We start from the raw sequence: 20,434 nt of genomic DNA on the forward strand, positions 1-20,434 counted from the left end.
CTTTAAAACACTTGCGTTTTTCCCTTAGCGGGTGCAAATATAGATACCTTTTCCCACTTAACAAGCACTTTTTAAACCTTTTTTTTAAAATATTTATTAATACGTTATTATATAATTAGTTACACCCACGTCCTTTATTTTTTCATGACCGAAAAGTAAAATATAGTTCCTTGCCCCTCTTCGTTATTCAACCATATACGTCCCCCTCTTCTCTTCAATATCTTCTTAACCAAAGCCAACCCCAGCCCTATAGATTGAAAAGAAGATGTTTCTTCTAGCTTTTGAAAAAGATTAAAAATTTTTTTATGATTTTTTTGTTCTATCCCCGGACCATTGTCTTTTACATAAAAAACATATTCTTTATCTTCTTCTTTACTTCCTATTTCTATACATATATATTCTTTATCGTTGTGTTTAATCGCGTTCTCTATTAAGTTTTCAAACACTTGGATTATCTCAGTTTCATTATACTCTATTATTGGTAGTTTATTCTTTATTTCTATAATACAATTAGGAACGGAATTCAATTCTATTATTTGCTCTACAATATTATTTACTTTTATTTCTTTCTTTACCTCCATTTCATTCCCTTTTAAGGAATAATCAAGGATACCATTAATTAATAAATCTATCTGCTCTACTTGATCTTTCATCATTCGAAGCATATTGATGTGTTCATTTTTTCCTGAATCATTTACATTACTCTCCAACATCCATTCTGACAAAGCATGTAAATTCCCTAAAGGGGTTTTTAAGTCATGTGATACTACATAGGCAAACTCTTCTAAATCTTCGTTCTTTTCTGACAATTCTTTTGCTCTAATTTCTAAGTCTTTTGTTCTTTCTTTTACTCTATTTTCTAATGACAAATTTATTTCTTGTAATTGTTTTCGATATCTTACATGACCATTTAAAATAATTGTTGAAAAAATAAAAATAGTAGAAGTGGATATTAATATAGCAGATTCTAATACAATATTTATATTTGATGTGAAACCCCAATAAGTTAAATGCAATAACTGGAAAACACTAAAAATCATTATAAAACCTCTATTGTTTAAAATTAGTATAGCTCCAAACATCACAATAAAAGTTCCTAACAAATAATCTATTGAAAAATCATTTACCTTTGTTGTATATATAAGGTAATGTTGAAATAAAAATAGCACTAAAAAAACTACATAGCCATAGTATTTTTCAGCCCACTCCTTTTTCACAAGAGGTATTATTCCTGCTATAAAAAAAACAACAGCGAAGGTTTCTCTTAAACCAGGGAGTTCTATTGCTTTTTTATTAAAATAAAAAATTAAAACAGAATAAACATACAACCCAGGAGCCATTGAGAGTAAGACTGCACTACTATTTTTTATTTCAAATGGTTCAAGCTTACCTTTATTTTTAAAAAAATCAAAAAACATATCTAAAAAACAAACGCTAAAAAAACTAAAAGTAATTATTTCATTTTAAAAAACATTAGCTCTCTAAAATTATTGTGCTTATAAAATTAATCTTATAATCTTTAATTATTATATATTGCTTACAAAATGCTTTTACAATATCTTTGCGATTCAAAATTTCCACTTGTAAGGAAATTATACATAACACATATATATAATGATTAAAATTACATTACCTGACGGGAGCGTCAAAGAATTTGAAAAGAACAGCACTCCAATGGATGTTGCTAAAAGTATTAGTGAAGGTTTAGCTAGAAATGTTATTTCTGCAAGTTTTGAAGGAGACACCATTGAAACCACCACCCCACTTACCACAGACGGCTCGTTAGTTTTATATACCTTTAATGACGCAGCAGGAAAGAAAGCTTTTTGGCATTCCTCTGCTCACGTATTAGCACAAGCTATTCAAGATTTTTATCCAAATGCAAAATTAACTATTGGACCTGCTATTGAGAATGGTTTTTATTATGATGTTGATTTTGGAGAAGATACTATTTCTGAAAAAGACTTTGATAAAATAGAAAAGAAATTTTTAGAGCGTGCTCGGGAAAAAGCTGAGTTTAAAATGCGCTCTATTTCTAAAGCTGATGCTTTAGCCTACTATAAAGCACAAAACAACCAATATAAGGTAGAACTTATTGAAGGTTTAGAAGATGGTGATATTACTTTTTGTGATCACAGTGATTTTACTGACTTATGCCGTGGAGGACATATTCCGAACACAGGAATTATTAAAGCAGTAAAAATTATGAATGTTGCTGGTGCTTATTGGCGCGGTGACGAAAAGAACAACCAGTTAACTCGTGTCTATGGAATTTCTTTCCCTAAACAAAAAGAGTTAAAACAATATTTAGAACTACTTGAAGAAGCTAAAAAGCGTGACCATAGAAAACTTGGTAAAGAGCTAGAACTTTTTACTTTTTCTCAAAAAGTAGGACAAGGTTTACCTTTATGGTTACCTAAAGGCGCTGCTTTACGTGGTCGTTTAGAAGATTTCTTAAAAGCTGCTCAAAAGAAAGCAGGGTACGAAATGGTCATGACACCACATATTGGTCAGAAAGAATTATATGTTACCTCTGGTCACTATGCTAAATATGGTGAAGATAGTTTTCAACCTATTACTACTCCAAAAGAAGACGAGGAGTTTTTGCTAAAACCTATGAACTGTCCACATCACTGTGAGGTGTACAATCACAAACCTTATTCATATAAAGATTTACCTAAACGTTTTGCTGAATTTGGTACTGTATATAGATATGAACAGAGTGGTGAGTTACATGGTTTAACTCGTGTTCGTGGTTTTACTCAAGATGATGCACACATATTCTGTACACCTGAACAATTAGATGAAGAGTTTAAAAATGTAATTGATTTAGTACTATACGTGTTCGGGTCTTTAGGTTTTGAAGATTTTACTGCTCAGGTATCTATTAGAGACATGGAGAACCTTGATAAATATATTGGTTCAGTTGAAAACTGGGAAAAAGCTGAGCAAGCAATCATTAATGCGGCAAAAGACAAAGGGTTAGATTATGTTGTTGAAGAAGGTGAAGCTGCTTTTTATGGTCCCAAGTTAGACTTTATGGTAAAAGATGCTTTAGGTAGAAGTTGGCAATTAGGTACTATTCAAGTCGATTACAACCTACCTGAACGTTTTGATTTACATTACAAAGGTGCTGACAATCAATTACACCGCCCAGTAATGATTCACCGTGCTCCATTTGGTTCTATGGAGCGTTTTATTGCTGTTTTATTGGAGCACACAGGTGGTAATTTCCCTCTTTGGCTAACCCCAGAGCAAGTTATTGTACTGCCAATCAGCGAGAAATATCAAAAATATACCGAAAAAGTTTTAACTTTGTTAGAAAATTCCGAAATTCGCGCCCTCGTTGATAACCGTAACGAGAAGACAGGAAGAAAGATACGTGATGCCGAAGTTAGCAAAATACCTTTTATGGTTATTGTTGGTGAACAAGAAGAAAAAGATGGCACAGTATCTGTAAGAAAACATGGTGAAGGTGATTTAGGAACATTTACTATAGAGGAGTTTATTTCTCTAATACAAAAAGAAGTTAGTAAGACATTAGTTCCTTTTGGTAGTTAAAAAATAGATAGTAATTTAAAATTTATAAGTCATAGCAATTAGAAGAAAAGGCGGTAGAAGACCCGCGAGAGTAATTAAAGAAGATCAACATAGAATTAATGAAAAAATTAGACATGTTGATGAAGTTCGTCTTGTAGGCGATAACGTGGAAGTAGGTGTATATCCATTAGCTAAAGCTAAAGAGATTGCACGAGAGTTAGAATTAGATTTAGTTGAAATTTCACCTAAAGCTGTTCCTCCTGTTTGTAAAGTTATTGATTACAAAAAGTTCTTATATGAGCAAAAGAAACGTGAGAAAGCCTTAAAAGCTAAGGCTACTAAAGTTACCGTTAAGGAAATTCGTTTCGGACCTCAAACTGACGAACATGATTACGAATTCAAAAAGAAGCATGCGATTAAGTTCTTACAAGATGGAGCTAAATTAAAAGCTTTTGTATTCTTCAAAGGGCGTTCGATTGTATTTAAAGAACAAGGACAAATTTTACTATTAAAATTAGCTCAAGAATTAGAAGAATACGGTAAGGTAGAACAAATGCCGAAACTAGAAGGAAAACGTATGATTATGTTTATTGCCCCTAAAAAGAGCAAATAATACATAGAACAATAATATAAGCAAGATAAAACTAAAAAACAAAGATGCCTAAAATTAAAACAAAATCTAGTGCTAAGAAACGTTTCAAGTTAACTGGTACTGGAAAAATCAAAAGAAAGCACGCGTTTAAAAGCCACATTTTAACAAAGAAGTCTAAAAAACGTAAGCTTGCATTAACACATGCTACATTAGTACATAAGTCTGATGAAGCAAACATTAAGCAACAATTAGTTTTAAAATAATTGTTAGCACAGGGAATTTAATTATTAACCATGGAGTTGGGCTCATTAAAGAACTTTTAAGTAAGTCGCCTACTACAAAAACACATTTGAATTATGCCAAGATCAGTAAATTCAGTAGCTTCAAGAAATAGAAGAAAAAAAATCTTGAAGCAAGCAAAAGGTTACTTTGGACGTCGTAAAAACGTTTACACAGTAGCAAAGAATGCGGTTGAAAAAGGAATGCTTTATGCATACCGTGACCGTAAAAACAATAAGAGAAACTTCCGTTCTTTATGGATTCAACGTATCAACGCTGGAGCTCGTCAGTTCGGAATGTCTTACTCACAGTTTATGGGTAAAGTTAAAGCTAATAATATCGAATTAAACCGTAAGGTTTTAGCTGATTTAGCTATGAACAATCCAGAAGCTTTTAAGGCCATTGTAGAAAAAGTAAAATAAGTTTCATAACCTTGCTTATACTAAAAACCCAAACCTTAACGTTTGGGTTTTTTTAAACCATATGTATTCATCAATTGAACTAAAATATCAGTATCATGAAATTTTTAAAAATAGTATTCATCTTTATTTTATCTCAAAGTATTATAGCTCAAACCAGTTCTCCTGACCAACCTAATACGGTTGAAAACCAGTTTAAAGAACTTTATAAGAAATCAAACAACTACCAAATTTATAAGGTCGTAAAAAAAAATGAATACTTAAGACTACAAAATAGTATTTTAGACAGTATAAAGGTTATTAAAACAGATGCTGCTGCTAAACAGGTAAAAATAGATGAACAACAAAAAAGTATTGTTGAATTACAAACTAAGATAGATACACTAAACAAAGATTTAGTTACTTCTATTGATAAGGAAGATGCTATTTCTTTTGTTGGAATTCCTTTAAACAAATCCACCTACAACTCTATAGTATGGGGTATTATTTTTGTTTTACTTGCTGCCTTAGCTTTCTTCATATACAGGTTTAATAACAGTAATGTAGTTACTAAAGAAACAAAAAGTTTATTAACTGAAACTGAAGAGGAATTTGAACAATACAAAAAAAAGACCATTGAAAAAGAACAAAAATTACGTAGACAATTACAAGACGAAATTAACAAACAACGTGGTGTGAATTAACATAAAAATATTTTTATTATAAAATAAAACAATCCTTTGGTTAATTATCCAGTAACCAAAGGATTTCTTTTTTATATTTATTTTCCTTCATTCTTAATATATTTTTTGTTTTATGGAACATCATTTAGAATTAACATCCCAATAGTTTACTTCATGAAAAAGAATTTTACGCTACTGTTTATATTTACTTTCCTAAAGATATTTGGTCAAACTCATTACGAGATCATAGGTTTTTCAGAAAGATATAAAGGACTCTTGGTTATTGAAAAAGGTTATGAAAATGAAATTTTCAAAAAAGGAAGTATTGCTGTTTACGAATCTAAAACAAGTACAAAAATTATAGAAATACACTCTGATGAATTAACTTTTGAGTTAGAAACCACTGGAGTTGTTAAAACAAGTATATTAAACATTCCATATGGAAAACAAAGTATTTTAATTTATAAAGACTTTAATTTCGATGGTGTTAAAGACTTAGCTATCATGGATGGACAGTTTAGCTGCTATCATGGACCGTCTTTTAAAATTTATCTAGAAATTAACAACAAACTAACATTTAGCCCTGAGTTTACTCGATTAGCACAAGAATATTGTGGTATGTTTCAAACGGATGATAAAACAAAAACCATTCATACCATTACTAAAAGTGGTTGTTGCTGGCATCAATATTCAACTTTTAAAGTAGTAAACAATATACCTACTCCTATTTTAATTGTAGAAGAAAATGCTGCTTTTACTCCTTTTTATTCGACTACTATAACAGAATGGAACGGAAATAAAAAAAATACCAAAACCACTAAAACACTAGATTTAAAATATGATGGGCTTTCTAAAATATTATCATTTAATCTTATTAAAAACAAGAAACGGGCTGTTCTATTTAGCATGAATGGATTAGCTCTTAATTACGCTTTGATTAAACCTGATGGAACTGTAGAATTCTCATTCCCTATTGAATTGATGGGAGGAGATTACAATTTCAGACTCAATAAAACAAAAGACACCTTAGCTTTTAAAAACAAGGGTGTTACTTATCAAATTTACCAAACAATCAAAGAAGGTAAGATTAACAGCATTGGTATACTTGTTAATATAAAAGGTAAAAAATATAATTTAAAAGGGGATTTAAACTCTATAGAGGGGAGTTTACAGGCTCTAAAAAACATAAAATTAAATAATCTTATTGTCGAATAATCTTTTAATAAATTAAGTCCCGAGTGATAAACAAACTCGGGACTTATTTATTAATAACTATTATTACTTTTTAAAACTTGGCTCTCTTTTAACATGAAAACACATTTAAGTTATAAACGTAAAAAACACCTATGACAAACCAGAAATTAGCCCTTTGTTATCTATTGTCATATTTTCTGATGCTGGAGTTGCGGGTAACCCAGGCATACGCATCATTTTTCCTAAAATTGGAATTATAAATTGTGCTCCTGCTGCTATTTCTATTTCTCTAACATTTACTGTAAACCCCTCTGGTCTTCCAATTAACTTATCATTATCTGAAAATGACTTTTGAGTTTTTGCCATACAAACAGCAAAGTCATTAAAACCTAAACGATCAATTCTTCGCAAGTTTAACTCAGCTTTTTTATCATAGGTTACAGCATCTGCTCCATAAATTTCTTTGGCAATCTTTTCTATTTTTTCTTTTACAGGACTTTTCCAATCGTACAACGGTTTGTATTGGGTAGCTTTGTTTTCAACTACATCAACAACAGCCTCAGCTAATTTTTTAGTTCCTTCACCTCCTTTTGCCCATCCTTCTGAAACAACTGCTTGTACACCTAAACTAGCACAAGCATCAATCACATAATTAACTTCTTCCTCAGTGTCTGAAATAAAAGAATTGATAGCTACTACAGGTTCAATATTAAATTTTCTAATATTCTCTATATGCTTTTCTAGGTTTTTAAATCCGTTTTGTACACGCTCTAATCTTGGGCTATTGTATTCTTCTTTTGATGATCCTCCATGGTGGCGCAATGCTCTAATAGTAGCAACTAGAACCACACATTTAGGATTTAACCCTGCATATTGTGATTTTATATTTAGAAACTTTTCTGCTCCTAAATCAGCTCCAAAACCAGCTTCTGTTACTACATAATTTGATAACGACAACCCCATTTTAGTTGCAATAATTGTATTAGTACCTTGTGCTATATTTGCAAAAGGTCCACCATGAATAATTGCCGGATTTTCTTCTAAGGTTTGTACTAAATTTGGTTTTACTGCATCTTTTAACAAAATAGCCATTGCATCTTGTGCTTTTAAATCACGTGCAAAAACTGGCTTTTTATCAAAAGTGAACCCAATAAAAATACTCCCTAAGCGTTCTTTTAAATCATCAAAAGAAGTTGCCATACAAAGAATAGCCATTACTTCTGATGCTGGTGTAATGTTGAATCCATCTTCGCGTGGTATTCCATTTGCCGTTCCTCCTAAACCAATTGTAATTTGACGTAACGAACGATCGTTCATATCAATCACGCGTTTCCATAAAATCGTACGAGGATCGATATTTAAATTATCAGTGCTGCTCTGTAAATTGTTATCTATTAAAGCTGACAGTAAATTATTTGCTTTCTCTATAGCGTTGAAATCTCCAGTAAAATGTAAGTTTATATCCTCCATTGGTACAACTTGCGAATGTCCACCTCCAGCTGCCCCTCCTTTAATTCCAAAAACAGGTCCTAATGATGGTTCTCTCAATACTACAGTTGCCTGTTTTTCTATTTTATTTAATCCTTCTGTTAAACCTATAGAAACAGTTGTTTTTCCTTCACCTGCTGGCGTAGGTGTTAGTGCTGTTACCAACACTAAGTTATTTTCTTTTACTTTCTCTTCGTTTATTAAACTTAAAGGTAATTTGGCTTTGTATTTCCCATACATTTCTAAATCATCTTCTTTAATTTTTAATTTACTTGCTATATGTTTAATATGTTGTAATTCTTTTGCTTGAGCAATTTCGATATCTGTTAAATGCGCCATGGCGAATTATTTAAAATTTTTAAGTTATTTATTTTGCTAAAAAATAGGTAAATATACGTAATATAATCCCCCTAAAAACTGACATTTGTTAGCAAATATTCCCTATTTATTATCTAATCACATAAATATGATAAAAGAATTGGCTTTTCTTTTAACGAAACGCTATATTTGCACGTTTTTAAAATAAAGTCGATTTAAATTATTTACAATGCAAAACAAAGGATTAATTAAATTATTTGCTATACTTTTTGGTCTAGTGAGTATTTATCAGTTATCGTTTACATTCTTTGCCAATAAGGTAGAAGATAGTGCGAAACAATATGCTAAAGCTAATGTTAGTGATAACAACGGTAGAGCTCTAGCAAGATATGAACGAAAATACTTAGATAGCGTAGCTAACAAAGAGATAGTAAATTTAGGATTTGCAAAGTACTCTTACAATGATATCAGAAACAAGGAGATGAACCTTGGTCTTGATTTAAAAGGGGGTATTAACGCAATTTTACAGGTATCAGTAAAAGATATCTTAATCGGATTGTCTGACGATTCTCAAAACACAACTTTTAAGCAAGCATTAACGAATGCTGATGAAGCTCAAAAAGATAGCCAAGAGAATTACTTAGATTTATTCTACAACGAGTTCGAAAAATTAAGTAATGGTAGTATTAAATTAAGTGACCCTAGCATTTTTGGAACAAAGGCTTTACGTGATAAAATAGACTTCAACAAAACAAACGAGCAGGTTAAATCGACTTTACAAGAAGAAATAAACACTTCTATCAACACTGCTTTTGAAGTATTACGTAGCCGTATTGATAAATTTGGAGTTGTACAACCGAACATTCAACGTATTGGAAACTCTGGTAGAATTCAAGTAGAATTACCAGGTGCTAAAGATATTGATCGTGTAGAAAAACTATTACAAAGTACTGCTGAATTACAGTTTTGGGGAGTACACACGAATGCAGATGTTCAAAACTTTTTCTTTACAGCAAACGCTAAAGTTGCTGAAATGTTAAAAGATGATTCTGCAACTGAACAAGTGAAAGATACTGCTAAGGCAGACAATGATATTGATGATTTATTGGGTGAATCTGCTGATTCTACAAAAGTTGAAACTCAAAAGAACTTATTTACTTACTTATACCCTAATGTAGCTCAGAGTCCACAACAAGTAAGCTCGTTAGTTGCACAAGCTAGAGTTCAAGATACTGCGAAAGTAAATAGTTTCTTACAGAACAAGGAGGTAAGAGCTTTATTACCTAACAACTTAAAATACACAAAGTTTTTATGGGACTATAAGTCTCAAGCTGGTGTTGATGGAACTAGGCTTATTGGTTTATATGCTATTAAATCTAACAGAAAAGATCAAGCTCCTATTGAAGGGGATGTGATTGCTGATGCAAAACAAGAATACGACCAAGTTAGTAAACCAATAGTTTCTATGATGATGAACGCAGTAGGAACCAAAAAATGGTCCAAGCTAACAGGAGAAAACATTGGTAAATTCGTTGCTATTGTGTTAGATGACTATGTTTATACTGCACCAGTTATTAATCAACAATTAGGTAGCAGCTCTTCTATTTCTGGTGGTTCTATGACCGTCAACGAAGCGCAAGATATTGCAACCATTTTAAAAGCTGGTAAACTACCTGCTCCTGCTCGTATTATTCAAGCTGAAGTAGTTGGACCATCATTAGGTAAAGAATCTATTGATGCAAGTATGTGGTCATTCGGGTTAGCTATTATTTTAGTGTTAGTTTGGATGTTCTTATACTACGGTAGAGCTGGTATTTATGCTAACATTGCTTTAGTAGTTAACATCTTATTTATTTTTGGAATTTTAGCTTCATTCAATTCAGTATTAACCTTACCTGGTATTGCTGGTATTATCTTAACCATAGGTATGTCAGTAGATGCAAACGTAATTATTTTTGAAAGAATTAAAGAAGCCTTAAACGGAGGAAAAAACTTAGGTGAATCAGTAGATGAAGGATTTAGTATTAAAGGAGCGTTATCTGCAATTATTGATGCTAACATTACTACTTTATTAACTGGTATTATTTTATACACTTTCGGTACAGGACCAATTAAAGGTTTTGCTTTAACACTGATGATAGGTATTGCTACTTCTTTATTTACAGCTGTATTCATTACTCGTTTATTTATTGACGGTGCTGTTGAAAAAGGAACTAAGTTACCTTTTAATACTGGTTTCTCTAAAAACTGGTTTAAAAATATTAATATTGAATTCTTACAAAAGCGTAAGATAGCTTATATAATTTCAGGATTCTTTATCGTAGTAGGCTTAGCTTCTATTTTTACTGTAGGTTTAAAGCAAGGGGTAGACTTTAAAGGAGGACGTTCTTATGTGGTACGTTTTGACGAAGCCATGAAAGGTAATGAGGTATCAGAGCAGCTGAAAGAAGTATTTGGTACAGCTCCAGAAGTAAAAACTTTTGGTTCTGATCACCAATTAAAAATTACTACTGCCTTCAAAATTGATGAAGAAGGTACTAATGTAGATGAACAAGTTCAAAACGCTTTATATCAAGGATTAAAACCATACTTAGGAGACACTTCTTATGAAAACTTTAAACCTGGTTTTGAAAAAGCAGGAAACGGAATTATGAGCTACATTAAGGTAGAACCTACTATTGCAGATGATATTAAGCAATCAGCTTTATGGGCAGTTTTAGGATCGTTAATCGTAGTTTTCTTATACATCTTATTACGTTTTAGAAAAATGGCATACTCTATTGGTGCAGTAGTAGCTGTTTTTCATGATGTGTTAGTAGTATTGGGTGTATTCTCTTTACTATACAAATTCATGCCATTTGATATGGAAATTGGTCAATCATTCATCGCAGCAATTTTAACAGTAGTAGGATACTCATTAAATGATACTGTGGTAATTTTTGATAGAATTAGAGAGTTTACAGAAGGCAAAAACTCTGTTACTGCTAGTTTAGTAAACAAAGCATTAAACAGTACATTAGGAAGAACTATCAACACCTCTTTAACAACATTACTTGTAATGTTAGCTATCTTCTTCTTTGGAGGGGACAGTATTAAAGGATTTATGTTCGCATTAATCGTAGGTGTAGTAGTAGGTACTTACTCTTCTTTATTTGTTGCAACGCCAATTATGTTTGACGTTTCTAAAAAAGAAGAAAACAAATAACTTAAATAAAAACATACATAAAACCGTTTTGAATAAACTTCAAAACGGTTTTTTCATTTAATATCAAGCAACTATCTTTGCAGTCTGATGAAAATTACAAAACTCCACGATTTATATTTTAAAGAATTCATTTCAGCTGATGAAATTTCTAATATTGTTAGCTCGTTAGCTGAGCAAGTAAGAAAAGATTTACCTTCTGATGAAGTTCCTATTTTCATAGGAATTTTAAACGGGTGCTTTGTTTTTACTGCCGATTTTTTACGTGAATATAAAGGAAACTGTGAAATTAGTTTTGTTAAATTGTCTTCTTACCAAGGCACTTCTTCAACAGAAAATGTAAAGAGCTTAATTGGTCTTAATGAAGATTTATCTGGTCGTACCGTTATTATTTTAGAAGATATTATTGATACTGGCACAACCCTTCAAGAGATTTATGAAATCTTTAAAACAAAAAAATTAAAAGAACTAAAAATAGTAACACTTTTTTACAAACCTGATGTCTATCGTAAAGAGCTACATATAAATTATATTGGAAAAAGTATTGAAGATAAATTTATTGTAGGTTACGGATTAGATTACAAAGGTTATGGTAGAAACTTGCCTGCTATTTATCAATTAACAACACCACCAAAAATGAAAAACATCGTATTATTCGGTCCTCCAGGTGCAGGAAAAGGTACTCAAGCAGAAGTTTTAAAAGAAAAATACAATTTAGTACACATTTCAACAGGAGATGTATTCCGATTTAATATTAAAAATAAAACTGAATTAGGATTATTAGCAAAAACATATATTGATGCTGGAGATTTAGTTCCTGATGAAGTTACCATTAATATGTTGAAAGAAGAGGTTAACAAAAATGCAGATTCTGCAGGATTTATTTTTGATGGATTTCCTCGTACAGAATCTCAAGCAAAAGCTTTAGATACTTTTTTAGCTGAAAAAGGTGAACGTATTAACGGAATGGTTGCTTTAGAAGTGCCAGAAGACTTATTAGTTGAACGTATCTTAGAAAGAGGAAAAACTAGTGGTCGTTCTGATGATATGGATGAAAGTAAAATCCGTAATCGTTTTAATGAATACAATACTAAAACAGCTGTTTTAAAAGACTATTACCAAACACAAAACAACTACTACGGAGTAAACGGAGTTGGCTCTATTGAAGAAATTACACAACGTTTATCAGACGTTTTTGATACACTATAACAAACACTTGTTTAATTGTTAAAGTAATAACAATTATCGCTTTTTAACAATTCAACAAATAAACAACGAACAATGACTGAAGGAAATTTTGTCGACTATATTAAAATCTACGCATCATCAGGTAAAGGTGGTCGTGGATCTGCACACTTACATCGCGAAAAATACATTGCGAAAGGTGGACCTGATGGTGGTGACGGTGGTCGAGGTGGTCACATTATATTACGTGGCGATAAAAATATGTGGACACTTTTCCATTTAAAATTTAAACGTCATTTTAGAGCTGAACACGGTGGTGATGGTAGTAGCAGTAGAAGTACTGGACATGATGGTGCTGATGTTATCATTCCTGTTCCATTAGGAACTATTATCCGTGATGCTGATACTGACGAAATTTTACATGAAGTTATTGAAGACGAACAAGAAATCATCTTATTAGAAGGTGGTAAAGGTGGTCGTGGTAACTGGCATTTTAAGTCATCAACCAATCAAACTCCTCGTTATGCACAGCCAGGTATTGACGGACAAGAAGGTTGGTATCGTATTGAATTAAAAATTTTAGCTGATGTTGGTTTAGTTGGTTTCCCTAATGCAGGAAAATCAACTTTATTATCTGTTATTACCGCCGCCAAACCTAAAATTGCTGATTATGCATTTACAACCCTAAAACCTAATTTAGGTATTGTGGAATATCGTAATCATCAAAGTTTTGTAATGGCAGATATTCCTGGGATTATTGAAGGAGCTGCTGAAGGAAAAGGTTTAGGGCATCACTTTTTACGTCATATAGAACGTAACTCTACCCTACTCTTTTTAATTCCTGCTGATAGCGAGGATATAAAAAAGGAGTATGAAATTTTATTGAATGAGCTTCGCAAACACAATCCTGAATTATTGGATAAAGACCGTTTATTAGCTATATCAAAATCAGATATGCTAGACGACGAATTGAAAGAAGAAATTAAACAAGAATTACCAGAAGGAATTGAAGCGTTATTTATTTCATCTGTAGCTCAACAAGGCTTAATGGAGCTCAAGGATAAATTGTGGCAAATGTTGAATTAAGGAATTGAGTTAATAAGAAAGTAACAAAAGCGCCCTATGGGGCGCTTTTGTTTTAATCCATATTCCATACCTTTTCAAAAATTTCTTTAAAAGCTACGTTAGGATCTTCTTTAGAGCTTTTTTCAATATACAAATTCATTAGTTCTACTCTATCTACAGCACTTGGATGTGTAAATATTTCTGGCCCTAATAAAGATTGAACTACTTCTAAATTCTGTTTTAATTCTTCTCCTAAAGTTTTCTCTTGGGTTAGCATTAAATGTATCGCAATTAAATCTGCTAAATACTCTGCTTTTTTATAATCATTTGTTTCAATCCCAGAAGGTATTTGTAAACCAAATTTAAACTTTTTTGCTTGATTAAGTGTTACGATGTGACCTATCTCGTGAGATAGTACATAAACTTTTATATAATCTTTATCATAATCTACTAATCCCTGACTTACTTCAATATAATTATCTGCTGCTCCAGCATTAATAGAGTTGTCATTCTTATCTATCCTAAATTCATTAGGTATTTTTATATCAATATATGAACTAAACAGAGGTTTTATTTTTTCTTGATATAATTTATTTAACTGTTCTTCTTTAGTTAATTCTAGAACTATGTCTTCATTTTTTATAGCACTTGTTTTACAAGTTACTAGTAAAATGGCTATTAATAATATGGTTACTTTATTCATTATAAATTTGCATAAAAAAACACCCTTAAAATAAATTCTAAGAGTGCTTAACTAGGGGAATAATCAATTAATCAAAATAAGTGTACGTAATGTCAGTGTTAATGAATCCAAATACTACATATGACGCTGTTACAGGATAGTTATCTGTGTTATATGTGTACGTTACAGGTGTATCACTTGAAAAACTACCTTGTGTTGGGTTGTTTACGTTTACTGCATCTAACCCTATTCCTATATTTATCTTTGAAAAAGCTGATGGATAAACACCTTTAAAAGGATTATTTTTATCATCATAAGTGTTTTCCAATGTTTCAGTTCCAATAGTTTGAGACTTTACATTTCCTTCTTTGTTGTATACATAACTTGTATTAGTTATTTTATCATTTTCTTTGTTTACCCTTACCTTCTTTTCTAATCTATTATCAGAATCATAAGTGTAGGTATAAGTATAAACCTCTTTACCATCTTTTTTTTCAATAGCGCTTGCAATTAAACCTGCATCATTGTAAGTGTAAATTGTACTTTTCGTATCAGTTTTAACTTCTATTACTTGGTTTTTATCATCATATACCAATGTGTACGTTGTAGTTGCTCCACCTTCTTCAATTTCATATGACTTAATAAAGTTAGATACATCATCATATGTATAAGTAGTTAAACTCTCGCTATAATCGTCTTTAAAAAGGAAAGTCTTTATTTTAGAACCACTACCTACTTCTCCACGAATATTAATAGTAACATTGTATACTTTCTCATCACCATTTTCTGCAGTAACAGTAAAAGGCATTGCTTCACCGTCAACAAAATTTACCGCTTCTCCTGAGGCTGGTGAAATAGTAGCTTTATCTGATATGGTAATATTAGGAACTAAACCTGTAATATCTGTTTTAAAAGGAACACTTATTGTAATGTTATTTCCTAAATCGTATATAACATCATCTTCACTTAAGCCTTCAAAGTTTATTTTAAAACTTGTAATACTGTTTAAAGATGATTGTACTACTTTATCGTTATCATCACTAGAGCAGCTTACTATTACAAGTGCAATAATTAAAGACAAAAAAGGGAAAACTTTTTTCATAATGTAAATATTTAAATAATTAGTAATTAAGTATCAATTTATTTTTATCCGTTTGATACTTGCCGGATATTTTTATCTTAAAAATTTGGGTTATTTATCTTAGCATCGTTTGGAAACTGAACGACATACCTACTGTCATTTTTATTTAGGCTATAATTTTTTCCTTCGTACCACTTTGTTATTTCAGGTTGTGTAGTTCTTTTTAAGTCATTCCAACGTTGCCCCTCAATTGCAAATTCACGTGCACGCTCGTCTAATATTTCTTCATATAACTGTTGCTTTGTTAATGAATTAATATAAGTGGTATAAGTTATAACTTTAGCTGGTGTATACCTGTTCTTTACTAATACTAACAGTTGCTCTTTTGCAAATGTTAATTCGTTTAATTGTGTATATGCTTCTGCTAAGGTTAAGTATAGTTCAGCTACTCTGAAGGTTGATTTATACTTAAGGTCTGCTGTTTTAGCAGCTCTGTAAACTGTTCCGTCTTTCTTAAAGTAAATATTAAATCTTAAATCATTTATTCTATCATATTTATTTAAAAATTGATCAGAAACCGCAGCATTACTTGCTATGTCAAAAGACGACACTTGATCTAATGCTAAAATAGATTCTACAGAACTAAATTCTGAAGGCATTATTGAACTATCTGAATTTAAGTCTTGTATTGTATTTTTTATAGCTAAGGCTTCTTTACTTACATCAATAGCTTTTTGCCACTCTTTTTTATACAAATACACTCTAGCTTTTAAGCTTTTCAAGGCAATTTTTGAAAATCTATAGTTAAAACCAGAAGCTTGCTGTTCTATATTTAAACGTGCTTCGGCATTAGAAAGATCACTTAGTATTTGCGTATATACTTCTTCTACTGATTGAATGTCATACTTTTGGTCTAAGTTATATTTAGTAACTATAGGAACTCCATTGTCATTACTTGCTGTTGTTGTATCGTATGCCTTTGCATACAAATTAATTAACTGAAAATATTGTAGTGCTCGTAAAGCGTAAGCTTCCCCAACTAATTGGGTAATTGCTGTTGCATCTCCAGTAATTTCTGTTTCTTTTTCTATAACATGGTTTGCATGAAAAATTATTTTATAGAAACTAGCATACGAAAAAGGTGTTGTTAATGGTGATGCACTCGCATCATTCCATAAATAAATATCTTCATACTGCTCTGAACCTACAGAGCTTTTGCTTAACTGTAGTTCATCTGCTCTATAAGTAGTTAATATATGGTTGTTTTTTTCTGTTGCATAAGCTGTTGTTAAAAAGCTTCGGTAATCTTCAACCGATTTTGGTATTACTTGTCCTACCGGTTCTATATCTAAGTAATCATCACAAGAAACGATGCTTACTATACTAATTAATAATATGTATATATGTTTTTTCATTACTGTATTTTTTAAAAAGAAAGATTAAATCCAAAAGAAATAATTTTTGGTATTGGTTGAGAATATGGACTACCAAAGGTTTCTGGATCAAAATATCCGTCATAATCTGTTCCGAAAACAAATAAATTTCTTCCTTCTAGGTTAAAGCTTAATCTTGAAACATTCATACTTTCTAAATATCTGCTTGGTACATTGTATCCAAACTTTATACTATTAATTCTTATGTACGAAATTTTATCTACCCAAATATCTAAATCTCTGTATGTATTACCTGTATCGTAAGTATGATACCAACTATACACTAAATCTGTTTCAAAACCTGGTGTTGTACTTCCTATAAAAGCTGGGTAACTTCCTGTCCCTGCTTTTAAGACTTCTTTATTATAGTTATATGTTGGGCTTATTTGCGTTGGGTGATACGAAGGTGTTCGTTTTATAGTTTGGTTTATGTTAAAATTGGTTGCAACACTTAAACTAAAATCTTTGTATTGAAATTTATTTATGAAACCTCCACTAAATTCAGGATCTCCGTTACCTACATACGTATATAGATTTCTATGCTCTTCTTCTGTTAACTGGCTTCCATCAACCCCTTCTGATAGATTATAAAAATCTACTGCGGTTACTTTTTTTCCATCTTTCCAAAAAAGAGGCAAACCATTACTATCTAAACCTGCTGTTTTTATTGCAAAAACTGCATTTACTCCGTATCCTAATAAAGAAGGTTTTAATTCATTATCTCTAATTTGAATCTTTTCTACTTTATTTTTATTATGTGATATGTTAAAACTTGTACTCCATTTAAAATCATCTTTTATAATATTTCTAGAGTTTATTGCTAATTCAATACCTTTATTACTTAATGTTGCCCAATTGGTATTAATGAAATTAAAGCCAGATTCTAGTGGTATAGATTGTAATCCTATTAAATCTGAACTTTTACGATAATAATAATCTGCTGAAACGTATAATCTATTATTAAATAAGCCTAAGTCAAACCCTACATTTGATGAGATTGTTTTTTCCCAACGTAAATCTTTGTTAGGAGCAGATATTACATTAATTCCTTGTTCAGAATTCCCTGGTAAAATAGTTTCATCTTTATAATTCCCTACTACAAAAGGAGATGTTGATTTGTCTATATTTCCTTGTACCCCGTATGAACCTCTTATTTTAAACTCATTAACAGCATCTATATCAAAAAAGCTTTCTCTAGCTACATTCCAAGAACCTGCAACAGACCATAATGGTAAGTACCTAAACTCTGGATTTACTCCAAATAAGTTTGATCCATCATATCGTAAACTTCCAAATACTGTATACTTTCTATCATAAGTGTAAGAAGCTGTTCCGAAGAAAGAAGCGTAAGCATTTTCATTAATTGTTTTCTTATATGGGTTAAACAATTCATTTCCTAAAGCTCTTTCGTCTGTTATAGGTATAGTTCTTAAAGTATTTGTATTAAAACCAAATCCTTTTGTATGAATTTCAGTTCGTTTATCCTCTCTAAACTCGGTACCTAACATTACATCAACTTCATGAATATTATTTATAGAAGTGTTATAATTTAATGTTGTTTTCCAATTATATTGAAAAGCATCACTATTCCAGTTTTGATTAATACCTCCTTCTGGCATAAAAAAGGCATCGTTACCGTCTTCATCTTGGTATCTAGAGCCAAATCTATATTTTCTAGTGTAGTAACTGTTTTTATCTCCAAATTTTTCAGTTTGATCAAAGTCAAACTGCATACCTAATTGAGTATATAATGTTAAAGCATTATCAAACTTATATGTAAGATCAATTATTGGTTTAATAGAATAAGATGTTAACTCTTGATTTGTATTTTGTCTTTCTTCTAATGGATTGTATTTTAAATTTAAATCTGATCTTTCAATCAAGTCTGGGTCATAATTATAACCTCCATCTGCGTTGTATGGAGTGAAATAAGGGTTTACTCTTCTTGAGTAATTTGCTGGGTTAGTGTATGCATCTGCACCAGTAATATATGATGTGCTTTTATTTCTACTTGCAAAAACAGACACTCCTACATTTAATTTATCATTTACATCATAGTCATTTTTAAACGTAAGATTGTATCTATTTAAACCAGTACCTTTTGTAGTTCCTTCTTCATCAAAATATCCTAAAGAAAAATAATATCTTGATTTTTCACTTCCACCTGAAAGTGTTAATCCGTATTGTTGATTTATTGCTGCTTGATACAACTCATTCCCCCAATTAGTATCTTTGTTTCTTAAGCTATTAATTGCATTCTGAGCTAACGGATTTATACTTGAAAAACCATTATTTTGGAAATTATTATATTCTCCATAGGCCTGTAAAATACGAGAAACTTCTCCTCTTTCACTTTGATAAGTTAAGTCTGATCTACGAGCTAAACCTAATTCAAAATCTACTTTCTCAGAAGCATTCATCAAGTTTAACCTATCAAAATCAGGACGTAAAGTTAAGAATGTGCTTGCATTAAAGTTTATCCTCATATTCCCCTCTTTACCTTTTTTAGTCGTAATTACAATTACTCCGTTTGCAGCTCTTGCTCCATAAATAGAGGTTGCAGAGGCGTCTTTTAAAACTGTTATTTCTTCAATATCTTCAGGATTGATTCCTGCAATTGGAAAAGATTTTAAGTTATCAATATTATCTTTATCTCTAAAATCTTTAGGAATATCATTTCCTTGTAAAGGAATTCCATCTAAAACCCACAAAGGATCAGAAGAACCGTTTAAAGTTGAAGTACCTCTAATTTGAATTTTAGCGGGTGCACCTGGAGCGCCACTAGTTGGTTGAACAAGTACTCCTGAAATTTCTCCAGAAAGCATCTGATCAATATTAGCTGTTCCTGCTCTTTTAACATCATCTGTTTTAATTTTTGCAAACGACGACGTAATTTTACGTTTCTCTATTTTTTGATAACCTGTTACGATAACTTCCCCTAAAAGCTCTTCCTTTTCTTTTAGTGTTATTATCATATCTGTACTTCTATTTTCTACATTTATTTTCTCTGTTTCAAAACCTATATATGATATTATAATATATTTTGTTTCCTTTGGTGCTTTAAAAGAGAAATTTCCGTCGAAATCAGTAGTTGTTCCAATCATTGAAGCTTGAATAACTCCTTCTATATTCGTTTTGTTACCAATTACTTTGGTTGAAGCGTAGATACTAACCCCTGGTAAAGTTTCATTTCTAGCTTCGTCTATTACCGTTCCACTAATCGTTTTTGTGTTTTGTGCAAAAACCGAAAATGGTATAAGAAGCAGTAAGTAAATTATTTTTTTGTTCATCATC

At 31.3% G+C, this 20,434-nt stretch carries 15 protein-coding genes; 9 read left to right on the forward strand and 6 right to left on the reverse strand.

Annotated elements, in window-relative coordinates:
• Positions 1 to 134: 134 nt before the first annotated feature.
• Positions 135 to 1,418 (reverse strand): ATP-binding protein, encoded by a 1,284-nt coding sequence (locus NH341_RS15000; protein ID WP_253057440.1) that lies wholly within the window; start codon positions 1,416 to 1,418, stop codon positions 135 to 137.
• Between the two features lie 196 nt (positions 1,419 to 1,614).
• Between NH341_RS15000 and thrS the strand changes: the two genes are divergently transcribed.
• The 6 genes from thrS to NH341_RS15030 all read left to right on the forward strand — a co-directional run bounded on the left by thrS (position 1,615) and on the right by NH341_RS15030 (position 6,707).
• Positions 1,615 to 3,561, forward strand: a complete 1,947-nt coding sequence (gene thrS, locus NH341_RS15005; protein ID WP_159615660.1) for a threonine--tRNA ligase — start codon at positions 1,615 to 1,617, stop codon at positions 3,559 to 3,561.
• Positions 3,562 to 3,634: 73 nt separating this feature from the next.
• Positions 3,635 to 4,153: a translation initiation factor IF-3 gene (gene infC, locus NH341_RS15010; RefSeq protein ID WP_262706669.1), complete on the forward strand. Its 519-nt coding sequence runs from the start codon at positions 3,635 to 3,637 to the stop codon at positions 4,151 to 4,153.
• Positions 4,154 to 4,197: 44 nt separating this feature from the next.
• Entirely contained in the window at positions 4,198 to 4,395 is a 198-nt protein-coding gene (rpmI, locus tag NH341_RS15015; protein WP_047790515.1) for a 50S ribosomal protein L35, read from the forward strand.
• 93 nt (positions 4,396 to 4,488) lie between these two features.
• Entirely contained in the window at positions 4,489 to 4,833 is a 345-nt protein-coding gene (gene rplT / locus NH341_RS15020; protein ID WP_028891166.1) for a 50S ribosomal protein L20, read from the forward strand.
• Between the two features lie 95 nt (positions 4,834 to 4,928).
• A complete protein-coding gene (locus NH341_RS15025; protein WP_047790516.1) occupies positions 4,929 to 5,513 on the forward strand; it encodes a hypothetical protein in 585 nt (194 codons plus the stop codon).
• A gap of 153 nt (positions 5,514 to 5,666) precedes the next feature.
• A complete protein-coding gene (locus tag NH341_RS15030) occupies positions 5,667 to 6,707 on the forward strand; it encodes a hypothetical protein (RefSeq protein ID WP_253057442.1) in 1,041 nt (346 codons plus the stop codon).
• Between the two features lie 129 nt (positions 6,708 to 6,836).
• On the opposite strand, the gene NH341_RS15035 is transcribed toward NH341_RS15030, so the two are convergent.
• Complete coding sequence (locus NH341_RS15035) at positions 6,837 to 8,513, reverse strand: formate--tetrahydrofolate ligase (RefSeq protein ID WP_073184419.1); 1,677 nt, start codon at positions 8,511 to 8,513, stop codon at positions 6,837 to 6,839.
• A 208-nt stretch (positions 8,514 to 8,721) separates the two neighbouring features.
• Here NH341_RS15035 and secDF point away from each other — a divergent pair, with 208 nt between their 5' ends.
• The 3 genes from secDF to obgE all read left to right on the forward strand — a co-directional run bounded on the left by secDF (position 8,722) and on the right by obgE (position 13,965).
• Positions 8,722 to 11,697: a protein translocase subunit SecDF gene (secDF, locus tag NH341_RS15040; RefSeq protein ID WP_253057444.1), complete on the forward strand. Its 2,976-nt coding sequence runs from the start codon at positions 8,722 to 8,724 to the stop codon at positions 11,695 to 11,697.
• 87 nt (positions 11,698 to 11,784) lie between these two features.
• The gene (locus tag NH341_RS15045; RefSeq protein WP_082118684.1) at positions 11,785 to 12,903 is read left to right on the forward strand and encodes an adenylate kinase; all 1,119 of its coding nucleotides are present in this window, start codon (positions 11,785 to 11,787) and stop codon (positions 12,901 to 12,903) included.
• 72 nt (positions 12,904 to 12,975) lie between these two features.
• Complete coding sequence (gene obgE, locus NH341_RS15050) at positions 12,976 to 13,965, forward strand: GTPase ObgE (protein ID WP_073184416.1); 990 nt, start codon at positions 12,976 to 12,978, stop codon at positions 13,963 to 13,965.
• A 52-nt stretch (positions 13,966 to 14,017) separates the two neighbouring features.
• On the opposite strand, the gene NH341_RS15055 is transcribed toward obgE, so the two are convergent.
• The 4 genes from NH341_RS15055 to NH341_RS15070 form a co-directional block, all read right to left on the reverse strand.
• The gene (locus NH341_RS15055; RefSeq protein WP_253057446.1) at positions 14,018 to 14,647 is read right to left on the reverse strand and encodes a hypothetical protein; all 630 of its coding nucleotides are present in this window, start codon (positions 14,645 to 14,647) and stop codon (positions 14,018 to 14,020) included.
• A 67-nt stretch (positions 14,648 to 14,714) separates the two neighbouring features.
• Complete coding sequence (locus NH341_RS15060; RefSeq protein ID WP_073184412.1) at positions 14,715 to 15,728, reverse strand: hypothetical protein; 1,014 nt, start codon at positions 15,726 to 15,728, stop codon at positions 14,715 to 14,717.
• Between the two features lie 77 nt (positions 15,729 to 15,805).
• Complete coding sequence (locus NH341_RS15065) at positions 15,806 to 17,122, reverse strand: RagB/SusD family nutrient uptake outer membrane protein (RefSeq protein WP_167712339.1); 1,317 nt, start codon at positions 17,120 to 17,122, stop codon at positions 15,806 to 15,808.
• Between the two features lie 11 nt (positions 17,123 to 17,133).
• The gene (locus tag NH341_RS15070; RefSeq protein WP_317166131.1) at positions 17,134 to 20,433 is read right to left on the reverse strand and encodes a SusC/RagA family TonB-linked outer membrane protein; all 3,300 of its coding nucleotides are present in this window, start codon (positions 20,431 to 20,433) and stop codon (positions 17,134 to 17,136) included.
• Position 20,434 lies beyond the last annotated feature (1 nt).

The organism is Tenacibaculum sp. XPcli2-G (assembly GCF_024124505.1).
Classification (GTDB): Bacteria; Bacteroidota; Bacteroidia; order Flavobacteriales; family Flavobacteriaceae; genus Polaribacter; species Polaribacter mesophilus.

Coding starts and splice junctions, on each gene's coding strand:
- NH341_RS15000 (WP_253057440.1), bottom strand. CDS start 1,418: ATGTTTTTTGATTTTTTTAAAAATAAAGGTAAGCTTGAACCATTTGAA.
- thrS (WP_159615660.1), top strand. CDS start 1,615: ATGATTAAAATTACATTACCTGACGGGAGCGTCAAAGAATTTGAAAAG.
- rpmI (WP_047790515.1), top strand. CDS start 4,198: ATGCCTAAAATTAAAACAAAATCTAGTGCTAAGAAACGTTTCAAGTTA.
- rplT (WP_028891166.1), top strand. CDS start 4,489: ATGCCAAGATCAGTAAATTCAGTAGCTTCAAGAAATAGAAGAAAAAAA.
- NH341_RS15025 (WP_047790516.1), top strand. CDS start 4,929: ATGAAATTTTTAAAAATAGTATTCATCTTTATTTTATCTCAAAGTATT.
- NH341_RS15030 (WP_253057442.1), top strand. CDS start 5,667: ATGAAAAAGAATTTTACGCTACTGTTTATATTTACTTTCCTAAAGATA.
- NH341_RS15035 (WP_073184419.1), bottom strand. CDS start 8,513: ATGGCGCATTTAACAGATATCGAAATTGCTCAAGCAAAAGAATTACAA.
- secDF (WP_253057444.1), top strand. CDS start 8,722: ATGCAAAACAAAGGATTAATTAAATTATTTGCTATACTTTTTGGTCTA.
- NH341_RS15045 (WP_082118684.1), top strand. CDS start 11,785: ATGAAAATTACAAAACTCCACGATTTATATTTTAAAGAATTCATTTCA.
- obgE (WP_073184416.1), top strand. CDS start 12,976: ATGACTGAAGGAAATTTTGTCGACTATATTAAAATCTACGCATCATCA.
- NH341_RS15055 (WP_253057446.1), bottom strand. CDS start 14,647: ATGAATAAAGTAACCATATTATTAATAGCCATTTTACTAGTAACTTGT.
- NH341_RS15060 (WP_073184412.1), bottom strand. CDS start 15,728: ATGAAAAAAGTTTTCCCTTTTTTGTCTTTAATTATTGCACTTGTAATA.
- NH341_RS15065 (WP_167712339.1), bottom strand. CDS start 17,122: ATGAAAAAACATATATACATATTATTAATTAGTATAGTAAGCATCGTT.
- NH341_RS15070 (WP_317166131.1), bottom strand. CDS start 20,433: ATGATGAACAAAAAAATAATTTACTTACTGCTTCTTATACCATTTTCG.